This is a genomic window from Microcoleus sp. AS-A8 (assembly GCA_039962225.1).
GTDB lineage: Bacteria > Cyanobacteriota > Cyanobacteriia > Cyanobacteriales > Coleofasciculaceae > Allocoleopsis.
On record JAMPKV010000003.1, the window covers coordinates 393,369 to 405,484 of the forward strand.

Consider the following 12,116-nt stretch of genomic DNA (forward strand, 5'->3'; position numbering starts at 1 on the left):
GGTAGAGATTTGGGCCAGGAAAGGCAAACGTAAAAAGGAAAAATTGTTTGGTGCTGTTACTTTTGCCTTGTTAGTTTGCTTTACCCTCTTATCCCGTTTACATAAGCTGCGGTTAAAGCCTCCTGCGGCGTTTCAAAAATCTGCTGAACACACCCATATTCAACCAATCGCCCAACCCCGTCTTGAACCCAAAAGAGGGCAGCATAGTCCGCAATTCGCCGTGCTTGGGCTAAGTTATGGGTGACAATTAGCTGGGTGTAACGTCCCCGTAGACTGGCAATTAAATCCTCCACTACACCGCTGGAAATTGGATCGAGAGCACTACAGGGTTCATCTAACAAAAGAACTTCAGGTTTTAAAACCAAAGCCCTGGCAATGCACAATCGCTGCTGTTGTCCACCGGAGAGGGAGAGAGCAGGGGCATTCAACCGATCTTTTACCTCGTCCCACAAGCCAACATCTTGTAGAGTTGTTTCTATAATTTGATCGACTTGTTCGCGGTTCCTAACGCCATGTTCGTGCAGGGGCAATGCTAGGTTTTTCCAAATTGAGCAGCAGCAAAACGAGTAGCACTAAAGCCGAAGCGTAAGCATTTTTATCCCCTCCAGCAACATTCATCGAAAGGTCGAAAATGTGGATAGATAGAGCACGCCCAGAATCTAGTAGAGACTCTGGCATCCGATCCACATAGCCACTGGTGAAGATTAGCGCGGCTGTTTCGGCGATCGCTCTACCCATTCCTAATACCAATCCCACCATAAGTCCCGGAACCGCCGCAGGTAGGAGCAAGTGCCACAACGTCGTCGTGCGCGAAAAGCCTAAAGCCGCTGCTGAGAGCCGATAATGGTTGGGAACAGCACGAAACCCCTCTTCTGTAGAGCGAATCAGGATTGGCAGCACCATGCACGCCAGCGTCAGTCCACCGGACAAAATGGAGAAGCCCAACCCTAGTGTGTTACAGAAAAAGGCATTTCCAAACAGTCCGAAGACAATCGACGGCACGCCTGCCAGAACATCCAAACTGCGACGTACCAAACGCCCAAAAAAACCTTCCTCCGAGGTGAACTCTGCCAGCAGCACAGCAGTACCTATGCCGATGGGAACCGAAACCGCCATGCAGACGAAAAGAATTAGAAGCGTCGAGACGAGAATCGGGCCAATCCCTCCCCTGCGTCCCGCGTTCTCAGGCGCAGCGGTGAGAAACTCCCACGAAAGTTGTCCCGCACCATGCCAAATGATGTCGCTCAGTATCCAGAGAAACACAGCAGTTACCAAAGCTGCGATCGCCCAAACGACAACTGTAGGAAGTAGAGAGTAGAGAGTGGGAAGATTCTGTTGTCTCCTGACGACTGACGCCTTTCTCCTGACTCCCGTTTCACTCATAGATTCGCCCCTTGCTGATTACCTCAGCACCGACAACCAGTGCCACAATCAGTGCCATCAGTACCAAGCCACTGACGAAGAGTGCTGAACGGTGATTTCCCGTTGCATAAGCCATTTCCAGCGCAATATTTGCCGTTAGTGTCCGTATTGGGTCAAATAAGCTCTTGGGTGTTTGAACCACATTGCCGCAAACCATCAGAATTGCCATTGTTTCACCAATAGCGCGTCCCGTTTCCAGAATCACACCTGTAAAGAGTCCCGATTTTGCTGCTGGGAAGACAATACTGCGAATTGTCGCCCACCGGGAAAGTCCCAGCGCCGCCGCACCCCGCAGGTATTCTGGGGGAACCTTGGCAAGACTGGCATCTGCCATGAGTGCGATCGTAGGCAGAATCATAATTGTCAGGATGGCAATCCCAGCCAGCAGGCTGGTTCCCGGCGGTTGGATGCGTCCAATTATCGGCACCAGCACGACTAAACCCCAGAACCCGTAGACAACTGATGGAATTCCTGCCAGCAACTCGATGAGCCGTCGATAGAGTCCAGCAATCGCAGGGGGTGCGTAGTAGTGGCAGAAGACGGCAGATAGAATTCCCAGTGGCGTCGCTACTAGCACCGAACCCGCCATTGCAAGTAGGGTGCCCCAAAGCATGGGGGTAAGGTTGTAGAGTCCTTCTGCGGGATTCCAGGATGCATCAGTGAAAAAGCGCAAGAGTCCGACGTGCTGCAGGACGGGCAGTGCTTCCAACCCCAGAAACACCACAATCAAAACGACGATCGCACCCGCAACAACCGCGCATCCCCGCAGCGTCCAGATGAGGATTTGGTCACTTTGATAGGGAGACAAAATTCTGCTCTTTGACAATGTTCTGCACCTGTTGCGATCGCGCGAAATCAATGAATTCCTTGTCCAACCCTTGCGGCTGGCTTTTCGTCACCAAGTTGAGGGGACGGGAAATGGGGAACGTCCCGTTTTGCACATTCGCCGTTGTGGCTGCTACCCCATTAACGGGCAGTAGCTTGACAGGAACGCCGTTTGCCGAATTATATTCCGCTGTGCCAATCGACACGTATCCAATCGCATTGGGATTACCCGTCACCGTCTTGATTCCCTGCTCGTTGTCACCAATCACTACTTGAGCCTTGATGTCGCTATTCTTAAGCTTGAAGTACTGCGCGAACAGTTCTAGGGTGGAGCGTCCTTCTGCTTTATTGACTACAGTTATCGGGGCGTCCTTGCCTCCTACCTGCTTCCAGTTGCCAATCTTGCCTGTGTAAATATCAACGACTTGGCGATCGCTTAACGACGGCACCGAATTATCTTTGTGCAGGATGATTGTCACACCATCACGGGCGATCGTAAAAGCTTGGAGGTCTTTTTCGTCCTCCTTGAGGGCGCGAGAAACCATACCAATGTTAGCCAGTCCTTTGCGAGCATCCGTAATACCGCGAGAGGAACCGCCACTCTGCACATCCACCCGTACAGCGGAATTTTCAGCCTCAAATCGCTTGCCGATTTCAGTCACTAGGGGGGCAACTGTGCTGGAGCCTGTTAATACTAGCTTGCCTTGTAACTTATCCGTCGATTGTGTTGACGCCGTTGGAGGATTGGTACAGGATTGCAACCCGATACAAGCCGCCAAACCCAGAGAAAGCGGTGCCAGTCTTCGTAAGTTTTTCATACATAAGTGATGCACTGAAATTATCCTGTCGAAATCAGTCAAAAGAGAGGAGGCAGCAACCAAGGTCAATTGCCCTATCAGGGGAGGATGAGGAAGGGGTTGGGGGAGAGGTATCCCTTGCAGTATTGAGACGAGTGGTGTCTGGCAGAACTCTCAGCTTGCGGGCACAAAAAGACTGGGGTAACTCGCTTTTCTGGCTCATGACTCATCGTCTGCATGGATTGAACCGTAATTCATATGAAATTATATTCATGTTTTTACTAAAAAAACCGCAACCTAACGTTGAGGAACTCTCCCTAAACGGGGAGACATTCCGTTCATAGGTATACCAGGGTAGCCTTAGAATATCTTCGCGTACCGTAACTGGTACAGTCTGAGCTGATACTGAGACAGGGGTGTGGAGTGTGTCTGACTCCTCACTGGCAAAGCAACTGCCCAATTAGCTGTGCCAAGCGAGGCGAGGAGAGCTGCGATCGCCAGGAGCAAAAATCTAAGTTTCATCATTAATCTCTGAAGAGATTTTCAGTCTATACTCTCTAGGAAATTTAGTTATAAAAGACAATATGGCGATCGCTCCTGCTTGGGTCAGTCATCTGAAATGAGATTTGAGCAAGCTTGGATAGGAATTCTCTTAACCCAGTGAGCCACTTGCACCAGAACGTGGAATACACGACTTGACATAATTTAAGTCAAGCTTTTACAAAGCTTAATTTTATTAGTGTATGGCTACAATCCTTTTCTGGAATATCAAAAGAAAGCGATTATTTGAAGAGATTATATCTCTTTGTGATGAACATGAAGTTGATATTTTGATTTTAGCGGAAGCAAAACCAAAGATATCAGATGCAGAGGTAGTGATAGCATTGAATTCAGGCCGTGAAAATGTATACATTGCACCGTTTAATCCGTCTCCACGTTTATCATTCTTTTTTCGATATCCGGCTGAATCAATTGGACTCGTAGCTGATGAAGGAGGTATCGCGATTAGAAGGATATCTCCACCGATTGGAATTGATATACTTTTAGTGGCGCTTCATCTACCTAGTAAGCTTCATATGAAGGAAGCCAATCAAATGTCCTATGCAGTGGACGTATCTGCCCTGATTCAAGAGGCTGAGAGTAAAGTGGGACATACTAGAACCTTAGTAATTGGCGACCTAAATATGAACCCGTTTGAACCAGGGATTGTTAGCGCAAATGGATTTCATGCTGTGATGGCTCAAACTATTGCTCGAAAGGGTAGTCGAAGAGTGCAGGGAAAAGACAGGCAGTACTTTTACAATCCAATGTGGGGACGAATGGGCGACTCTTCTGGAGGGCCCCCCGGAACATATTACTATGCTGATTCATACATCAGTTACTTTTGGAATACATTTGATCAAGTGCTTCTCAGACCCGCTCTACTGGATTTCTTTTCACAGGCTGATTTAAAAGTTATTTCCCAAATTGGAGATAATAATTTAATGACGGAAAACGGTATTTCTTCTTCTTACTCCGACCATCTACCAATAATAGTTAAACTTCAAATTGAAAGGATGACCCAAAATGACTAATCAGAAAAATCTATGGGGTGAGTTACCAAAGCCTGAAACTATACGCACTCCTTATACTCTGCTAAAAGAGCAGGCATCGATACTTAGTGAAATAACGAATGGTTTGCTCATTGGTGAGGTTATTAACGATCAGAGAGATAAGTTTTTTGTTAATATTCTTAGAATAAAAGCACCCTCAATTAATAACTACACCTACTCGGTGGTACAGGTGCAATACCCAATCCAACTCTATCCTGTTTTTGTTAAAAATTTAACTTCTGATAAGTTTAATAACCTGGAAAAAAACCTAATGAATGCAGCGAATAATCCGTTAATAGGTTTTGTTGACCCTGGTGGGTTGCTTGTACAACAGGGGTACAATAAGTATTCCTCTGAGGAAGAATTTGAAAACGCTCTTGGTGAAATCTTATCATCTGAAGAAGTTAAACAAGTTATCTCAGCTTTACTAGCTCAAATTCATGCAGATATACCAAAGCAGTGATTGATGTTCAATCAAGTTAGAAGCGCTCATCTGTTTATTGTCAGTTTCAGTTAAAGGAAAGCAGGCAACAGCCAAGATCAATTGCCCTACCAACCTTTTTCTGCCAGACGGCGGGAGTCAAACTGTAAAGCACCGCCTTACCATCTCGTGTCGCCTCAACGAACCCCTCCTCGCGCAGAACTTTGAGATGGTGCGATAGCAGACTTTGCTCCACATCTAGAACAGCGTTCAACTCCCCAACATGTTTTGGCCCTTCCATCAGGATTTCCAAAACAGTTAAACGAGTGGTGTCTGCCAAAACTTTCAGTTTGCGGACACAAAACGACTGGGGTAACTCGCTTTTTGGGTTCATGGAGTACTGCCTGCATGAATTGAACCGCGATTGATATAAATATAATTTCATATCAATCGCCAAAAAAACACGCTTATACTCTCTTTTGCCGAATTAGCAGCAACCACCACCAACGTAGTGCCACGTTGAATCTGTAATGATCACATCTTCTGGTAGTGACTTCCCTAGGTTTGCGGCTGTCTTATCGCAGACAACGGCAGGTACACCACGCTGGAGAATGTGTCCTGCTGAGTCATCAAAAAATTCTTCGCTACCTTTGTAAATCGCCGTTTTTCCCGTGAAAATGCAGGCACCATCTTCAGGAATCGGGACTTTGAAGGCAACACAATCGAGACTTTCTAACAGCAAATCCTCGTCCAGATGGTAGGTGTGACGATCTAAGAGTCGGTAAGGACGACGAGTGCGAATTTCCACCTGACCAAAGCCAGCATCAATAATGCTTTGAGTATACTGCTCGTAAGTCAGAGCACCAGATAGACACATCGCCCTTAAGCGTTCATCTTGTTGCAAATGTGCTGGGATAGGACGAGTGGCAATGGGGTCGCTCATTTGCAAGCGTCCGCCCGGTTTTAAGACTCGGTAGGCTTCTTTTAACGCCTTAGTTAAATCATCCGGCTCAAAGATATTAAATAAACAATTTTGTGCCACGACATCCACACAGGCATCTGGCACAGGCAGGGCAAAGGCATCTCCATCGCGAATTTCGACGAAACTTGGGTCAAACCAGGGATTTTCTTGGGCAGCCAGTTCTAGGTTACGGGTAGCCGCTTCCCGCATGGCGCTGACCGGTTCAACAGCAATGACGCTACCAGGACGCCGGGAAAAATAGGCAAATTGCAAGGCTTCCAAGCCGCCGCCGACACCGACATACAGCACGGTTGGCTCGTTTGCGAGTTCAGCCGGATGAACCGTTGTGCCGCAGCCGTAGTTCATTTGCTGCATGGGTTCAGGAATTCTCAGTCCTGGCAGTCGCAGAGGGCTGCTTTGGACGCAACACAACCCGACTTGGGGCGTTTGGGCGACTTCACTGTAAAATTCGGCAGTTGTTTTAAGATAAGTCATGTGAATCCTCTGTTGAGCAAAGGCTTTAACAATACTGCAACTTTGGGTAAATGCCATACACCCAAATCAGTAAATTCCTTGCTTCAGCTTTGATGCTACTGAACAATGTGTTCTGCTGACTCGGATTACAGGTTTTTTCAAGATTTTTGAGAAATTATATCGAATTCGTTGGAATTGGTATCCTATTTTTTCAACGCAGAGAGCGCAGAGGAGGACGCAGAGGGACGCGGAGGTTTTTGAATAATTGGATACCAATGAAAATAATATTAAGCTCTGAAGAGGTTTGGAGTGAGGTTTTCCAAAGCCCGTGAACAGTCAACATTTAGATGGGTAATAAACAAGGATATTGTCGATTACCGACTGGCAATCATCTCATTCCTAACCAATCTTTAATCTCCTGAATCAGCCAGAGGCGCTCTACTGTCGCTAAAGGGTTAGTCGTATATTTTCGGCTACCGGTCTCAATCGTCACGCCCTTGGGTGCTGCTGTTCTCTTGATTTCCTCTTCACCAATTGCAATAATCCTTGACGTTTTAGCACGTCGCCACCAATAAGGAAAACCAAATAATTTTCGTCTAATTTCAAAATGGTTGCGATCAAAATACAAATAAGTTTGTGCAAAGGCAGGTAATATTACGGCACTCATCACCACTATCCCTAGGGCACCTATCACAGCAGTAAGCACCCACGGAGTGATTGTGTAAGAACTCCAGCTCCAAAATATGTTGAGGTAGTTCGGTAGATGAATTAAGAAAGGAACAATGAACCCAAGTAGGTAAAACGCTCTAAACGCTTTTTTCCCACGTCTAGGAATTCTAATCTCTAGCTGACTGGCAGACTTCTTCAGTTGAATCTGGCTACCCGTCGGCTTATGGCTGGTAATTGCAGGACTGAGCGTATGTTTATTTTTAAGTGCCTCTAAAGCTTGCTGAACTGTACTTATCCGTTCTGATAAACTAGGTTCTGTAAGTTTGCCAATCCAATTCACAAAACCGCGATCGAGGCTGACTCGATCGGCAAATTGAATGCGTGCATCGTGTTGCGGTAAATCAGCAGGAACAACACCTGTTAAAAGATGAATTAAGGTTGCGCCTAAAGCATACAAATCAGATGCAGGAACTGCTCGACCGCCGAATTGTTCCATGGGTACATAACCATAGGTTCCTACCACTGTAAAGGTTGCACCTTCTAGCACAGCTTGGTCTTGTACGGCTCCAAAATCAACCAGATAGACCCGTCCATCTTCGCCCCAAATTAGGTTACTCGGTTTGATATCTCGATGGATTACAGGAGGATTTTGTTCGTGCAGGTAGACCAAAATATTCAATACTTCAACAGCAATTTTTTCGACTTCTGTCTCAGAGAAGCGCTTACCTTCATTCAGTAATTGTTGAACAGAAGTACCTGGAATATAACTGTGTACCAAGCCAAACCAGGAAAATCTTGAACCGGGTTGGTGGTCGAGTACGAAGTAATTTCGATACTTAGGAATTCGGGGATGGTCTAGTTTTTGCAGAATTTGAGCCTCGCGCTCGAACAACTGGCATTCATGCAGGTGCATTTGCGGGTTGAGAGCTAACAGCTTCACCACAACCTGTTCTTGGGTGTGTGAAGCCAAATCGATTGCCAGCCAAGTTTGACGACTGGCATCCTGTCCTAATTTTTCCTTGAGTTGGTAGCGCTGAATGAGATTTTGTTCCGCTAAGCTCGCCTGTAATACCTGTCCCGCTTGTGGCATCGTCCAAGCCTCCCTAATTGCTGATCTTCAGTGGTATGTGAATCTCACGACTCTTGCTGTTTTATTGAAGTCCCAACCAGTTTTTGATTTCCTCCATTAACCAATAGCATTCTGTATGAGTGAGAGGGGGATCGAATCCACCGAATACATATTCTTGAACGCCAAGGGCGAGGGTTACTTCGGGAAATTTTCGGTTGAATAAACCATGATTCTCACTCTTAAAGACTTGGTCAATTGCTAAGGTAGAACCTCGATGTCGTCGCAAGCAAAAACCGAATAATCTCCACTCAATCTCAAAAGATTGATGGTTGAAATAAATAGTTGTTTCTCCAAAAGCAGGCAGCACCAGCCATCCTGCAAACAAAATTCCTAGTATCAACCAGCTTAAATACAACCAAACCTGGGACACCTGACCCAAGTTCATTAGCCGTGATGCCAAATTGACTAAAAACCAGCTCCAAAACCCCAGTCCAATCCCCACAGCTAGTTGTTTGGGGTGGGTTAATGCTCTGCGCCAGCGCACAGGAATTCTAATCTTGAGCTGAGTGGGGGATTTTTTGAGTTGAATCCGGCTATTAGAGGGCTTTGGATGAGTTATTGCAACACTAGCCATCTGATTTTCCAGCAACGCCTCAAGTGCTTGGTGTGCACTACTGAAGCGTTGCGAGAGATTGGGTTCAGTTAGCTTCTCAATCCAGCGGACAAAACCTGGATTGAGGCGAACTCTATCAGCAAACTGGATGCGACCCTTTTGCTGTGGCAAATCAGCCGGAGCAACGCCTGTGAGCAGATGAATTAGGGTGGCTCCAAGGGCATAAAGGTCAGAGGCGGGAGTGGCTCGACCTCCAAGCTGTTCTAAGGGTGCGTAGCCATAGGTTCCCACCACTGTAAATGTAGCTCCCTCTGCGGCTGCTCGATCTTGCACGGCTCCAAAGTCAACCAGATAAACTTCTCCTGTCCCCTCAGAGTCAGGGAAACCCCTCCCTTGGTAAGGGGGGGATTGAGGGGGGGTTCCCCAGATTAAGTTGCTGGGTTTGATATCGCGATGGAGTACAGGTGGACTCAAACCATGCAGATAAACCAGAATATTGAGGATGTTTTTTGCGATCGCATGAACTTCCGATTCGCTGAAGGTCTTGCCCAGAGTCAATAGTTCCTTTAGGGATGAACCGGGAATGTATTGCTGAACTAACCCAAACCAGAGCATTTGGTCATCGATACAAAAATAGTCGCGATACTGGGGAATCTGGGGATGGTTAAGCTGTTTGAGGACTTGAGCTTCTCGCTCAAACAACCTCAGGTTGTCCCATTGCACTTGGTCGCTAAAGGTCAGCAGTTTGACGACGACTCTCTGTTGGATGCGAATATCTTGTGCTAGCCAGGTTTGACAACTGGCATTGTCTCCTAACGTTTGTCTAAGCTGATAGCGATTCTGGAGAATCTGTTCGGTTTGCACCATAGCGTCGCTACTCTTTAGAGTCTGGATGGGCTTTAATTTGGACTATTAAGCACTTTCCCTCAATTGACCAGACTGTTTCAGGACATTTCAGACAAAATCTACAGAATGAACGGACAAGATGACGTATTTTCTACTTCCTACGTCACACTTCATACTTTTTGGTGAGGAATCCTGACCGTAAATGTTGTTCCCACTCCTAGTTCACTTTCCAGCGTTATTTCTCCCTGGTGGAGTTCCAGACATTTTTTAACAACCGCTAATCCCAAACCTGTGCCCGTAATGTTGTCAACATTTTGACCGCGATAAAATGGCTCATAAATCTGCATTTTATCGTCGGGATGAATACCTATGCCTTTATCTTTAATTTGAAAAATAGTCGCCTCTGGCTCACAGCTTAAAATTAGATATATATCTCCCCCTCCAGGTGAGTACTTAATCGCATTTAATAGTAAATTACTTAGGATAGAATATAGTGATTTTTCATCCAGATTCACACGCACACATGAACCTTGCCTGATAAATTTAAGAGCATGATTTTTCATGCTAAAGAATTTAATGTCTTCAACTAAGTTAAGGCATAAAGACTCCACATCAAGAAGTTCAAGCTTATACTCTAATTTTCCAGCTTCAGCTCTACTTAGGGTTAATATATCAGTTAAAAGTTGATTCATCAACTTAGCAGAAGACTGAATTCGATAAAGATTTTTGAGATGACTGGCATCAACCAAATTTTGGAGAATTTCTCCCAACAACTGCGACGATACTAGGATGACACTTAAAGGGGTACGGAACTCATGAGAAACCATGGAGAAAAAGCGAAATTTTAGATCGCTCAATTCTTGCTCTTGAGCTAAAGTTTGTTGGAGAAATTCAAATTTCTGGCGTTGTGACCATTGATGAGAGAGTAGTAAATACACGCTAGAAATCACTGCAAAGCTTAAAACAGTTCCGAGAAATTCGATCAGTATTCTGTAATGCATACTGGAGCGGGATTGCTCAACCCCAATCCTGAGCCACCGTTCTTTTTCAGTTTTGAGTTCTGTCAGGATACTCTGAATTTCAGTTCGGAGTTTTACACTTTGTTCGGTAATCAGAGCTTGAGCCTGAGCCGCCGATTGATCTGTTTGATAGAGTGCGATCGATTGTCTGAACAACGCTAATCTTTGAGTAACTAGATCATTTAGTCTTGCCAATCGCTGTTGCTCAATGGGATTGTCGCTCATCTGTTGTTGAAGTGATTGAATCTCAGAGCGCATCTTGTCCACGGCAATTTGATGACGCTCTAATTCTTGCTGATGGCCTGAAATAATGTATCCCCGTCGTCCCGATTCTGCCACTGTCATAGAGGCATAAAAATCCGTCAACGTATTCAGCACTTCATAGGTATGCTGCACCCGATCAGCACTCTCAATTAGCTCCGTTGTATTGTTGTAAGAGGTGACACTGACCAGCCCCATGAGGAGCAGGGTTAAGCCAAATCCTCCAGCAATCCATTTTCTTTCGAGAGACCACTTCATTGATTAAGTCAAAAGTCAAGGATAATACAGTTAACTTGCCTCTACTCTACCTCCCTCTACCTGCACTCAAGTATCCTGACGTTGCGTATTTTTGTAGTTGAATTATGCGTATTTTGGTGGTTGAAGACGATATCCAGTTGTCGGAGGTACTGACAGAAGCTCTAACCCGACGCCAGTATGTGGTAGATAGTGCCAAAGATGGAGAGGTTGCTTGGAGTTGGGTTGAGTCAATGAAGTATGACTTGGTGGTACTGGATGTGACGCTACCGAAACTGGACGGCATTCGATTCTGTCAGCAGTTGCGGGGTTGTGAAGTCACCCATCCCGCTCATCGCAACTCAACCTCACCCGTGCTGATGCTAACCGCCCGCGATACCGTTGCCGACAAGATTACAGGACTGGATGCTGGAGCCGATGACTACGTGGCAAAGCCCTTTGACTTGGAAGAGTTGATGGCTCGAATTCGTGCTCTGTTGCGGCGGGGCAGTTCTTCAAGCACAGCGAGCCTATGCTGGGGGAGTCTGCGCCTGAATCCGAGTACCTTCGAGGCGGCTTATGACAATAAGCTCCTATCGTTGACCCCCAAAGAGTATGCCCTTTTGGAACTGTTGGTTTCCAGTGGCAGGCGGGTGTTGAGCCGTGCAGGCATTATTGAACAAGTTTGGTCACTGGACAATTCCCCTGCCGAGGAAACGGTTACCTCTCATATCCGAGGTTTGCGGCACAAGCTCAGAGATTTAGGCGCTCCTGATGATTTCATTGAAACGGTTCATGGACTGGGTTATCGCCTGAAGTAATACCAAATCCGCATTGATAAACCCTTTGCTTTTATCTGTTGATTGCCTCTAGCTCTCTCCTGCGCCCACTCTGTGCCTGGAGTGGTTCGTTC

At 46.2% G+C, this 12,116-nt stretch carries 13 protein-coding genes; 3 read left to right on the forward strand and 10 right to left on the reverse strand.

All coding sequences use genetic code 11. The features are described from left to right. Window positions 1-80: 80 nt before the first annotated feature. From NDI48_07245 to NDI48_07265, 5 genes are all read right to left on the reverse strand, one after another. Window positions 81-530 (reverse strand): ATP-binding cassette domain-containing protein, encoded by a 450-nt coding sequence (locus NDI48_07245; GenBank protein ID MEP0831005.1) that lies wholly within the window; start codon window positions 528-530, stop codon window positions 81-83. Continuing rightward, window positions 505-1,383 carry a phosphate ABC transporter permease PstA gene (pstA, locus tag NDI48_07250; GenBank protein MEP0831006.1) on the reverse strand — a complete coding sequence of 293 codons (879 nt, stop codon included), beginning with the start codon at window positions 1,381-1,383 and terminating at the stop codon, window positions 505-507. Before pstA ends, NDI48_07245 begins: the two co-directional genes overlap by 26 nt. Next, the gene (gene pstC, locus NDI48_07255; protein MEP0831007.1) at window positions 1,376-2,230 is read right to left on the reverse strand and encodes a phosphate ABC transporter permease subunit PstC; all 855 of its coding nucleotides are present in this window, start codon (window positions 2,228-2,230) and stop codon (window positions 1,376-1,378) included. Before pstC ends, pstA begins: the two co-directional genes overlap by 8 nt. Beyond that, window positions 2,211-3,065 (reverse strand): phosphate ABC transporter substrate-binding protein, encoded by an 855-nt coding sequence (locus NDI48_07260; GenBank protein ID MEP0831008.1) that lies wholly within the window; start codon window positions 3,063-3,065, stop codon window positions 2,211-2,213. The genes pstC and NDI48_07260 overlap by 20 nt, the downstream gene beginning before the upstream one ends. 339 nt (window positions 3,066-3,404) lie before the next feature. Then, window positions 3,405-3,569 carry a hypothetical protein gene (locus NDI48_07265; protein ID MEP0831009.1) on the reverse strand — a complete coding sequence of 55 codons (165 nt, stop codon included), beginning with the start codon at window positions 3,567-3,569 and terminating at the stop codon, window positions 3,405-3,407. Window positions 3,570-3,787: 218 nt separating this feature from the next. Here NDI48_07265 and NDI48_07270 point away from each other — a divergent pair, with 218 nt between their 5' ends. Together NDI48_07270 and NDI48_07275 are read left to right on the forward strand one after the other, a co-directional pair. Then, complete coding sequence (locus tag NDI48_07270; protein MEP0831010.1) at window positions 3,788-4,618, forward strand: endonuclease/exonuclease/phosphatase family protein; 831 nt, start codon at window positions 3,788-3,790, stop codon at window positions 4,616-4,618. Next, window positions 4,611-5,099: a hypothetical protein gene (locus NDI48_07275; protein ID MEP0831011.1), complete on the forward strand. Its 489-nt coding sequence runs from the start codon at window positions 4,611-4,613 to the stop codon at window positions 5,097-5,099. Before NDI48_07270 ends, NDI48_07275 begins: the two co-directional genes overlap by 8 nt. A 46-nt stretch (window positions 5,100-5,145) precedes the next feature. On the opposite strand, the gene NDI48_07280 is transcribed toward NDI48_07275, so the two are convergent. The 5 genes from NDI48_07280 to NDI48_07300 form a co-directional block, all read right to left on the reverse strand. Next, window positions 5,146-5,451 carry a metalloregulator ArsR/SmtB family transcription factor gene (locus NDI48_07280; protein MEP0831012.1) on the reverse strand — a complete coding sequence of 102 codons (306 nt, stop codon included), beginning with the start codon at window positions 5,449-5,451 and terminating at the stop codon, window positions 5,146-5,148. A gap of 93 nt (window positions 5,452-5,544) precedes the next feature. Continuing rightward, entirely contained in the window at window positions 5,545-6,513 is a 969-nt protein-coding gene (arsM, locus tag NDI48_07285) for an arsenosugar biosynthesis arsenite methyltransferase ArsM (GenBank protein MEP0831013.1), read from the reverse strand. Window positions 6,514-6,880: 367 nt separating this feature from the next. Continuing rightward, entirely contained in the window at window positions 6,881-8,251 is a 1,371-nt protein-coding gene (locus NDI48_07290) for a serine/threonine protein kinase (protein ID MEP0831014.1), read from the reverse strand. A gap of 61 nt (window positions 8,252-8,312) precedes the next feature. Then, window positions 8,313-9,710, reverse strand: coding sequence for a serine/threonine protein kinase (locus tag NDI48_07295; GenBank protein MEP0831015.1), 1,398 nt, complete (start codon window positions 9,708-9,710; stop codon window positions 8,313-8,315). 149 nt (window positions 9,711-9,859) lie between these two features. Continuing rightward, on the reverse strand, window positions 9,860-11,227 hold the full coding sequence (locus NDI48_07300; protein ID MEP0831016.1) for an ATP-binding protein: 1,368 nt from the start codon (window positions 11,225-11,227) through the stop codon (window positions 9,860-9,862). Between the two features lie 104 nt (window positions 11,228-11,331). On the opposite strand from NDI48_07300, the gene NDI48_07305 reads away from it, so the two are divergent. Beyond that, complete coding sequence (locus NDI48_07305; protein ID MEP0831017.1) at window positions 11,332-12,024, forward strand: response regulator transcription factor; 693 nt, start codon at window positions 11,332-11,334, stop codon at window positions 12,022-12,024. The last annotated feature ends 92 nt before the right edge of the window (window positions 12,025-12,116 follow it).

Coding starts and splice junctions, on each gene's coding strand:
- NDI48_07275 (MEP0831011.1), top strand. CDS start 4,611: ATGACTAATCAGAAAAATCTATGGGGTGAGTTACCAAAGCCTGAAACT.
- pstA (MEP0831006.1), bottom strand. CDS start 1,383: ATGAGTGAAACGGGAGTCAGGAGAAAGGCGTCAGTCGTCAGGAGACAA.
- arsM (MEP0831013.1), bottom strand. CDS start 6,513: ATGACTTATCTTAAAACAACTGCCGAATTTTACAGTGAAGTCGCCCAA.
- NDI48_07260 (MEP0831008.1), bottom strand. CDS start 3,065: ATGAAAAACTTACGAAGACTGGCACCGCTTTCTCTGGGTTTGGCGGCT.
- NDI48_07290 (MEP0831014.1), bottom strand. CDS start 8,251: ATGCCACAAGCGGGACAGGTATTACAGGCGAGCTTAGCGGAACAAAAT.
- NDI48_07280 (MEP0831012.1), bottom strand. CDS start 5,451: ATGAACCCAAAAAGCGAGTTACCCCAGTCGTTTTGTGTCCGCAAACTG.
- NDI48_07265 (MEP0831009.1), bottom strand. CDS start 3,569: ATGATGAAACTTAGATTTTTGCTCCTGGCGATCGCAGCTCTCCTCGCC.
- NDI48_07300 (MEP0831016.1), bottom strand. CDS start 11,227: ATGAAGTGGTCTCTCGAAAGAAAATGGATTGCTGGAGGATTTGGCTTA.
- NDI48_07270 (MEP0831010.1), top strand. CDS start 3,788: ATGGCTACAATCCTTTTCTGGAATATCAAAAGAAAGCGATTATTTGAA.
- NDI48_07295 (MEP0831015.1), bottom strand. CDS start 9,710: ATGGTGCAAACCGAACAGATTCTCCAGAATCGCTATCAGCTTAGACAA.
- NDI48_07305 (MEP0831017.1), top strand. CDS start 11,332: ATGCGTATTTTGGTGGTTGAAGACGATATCCAGTTGTCGGAGGTACTG.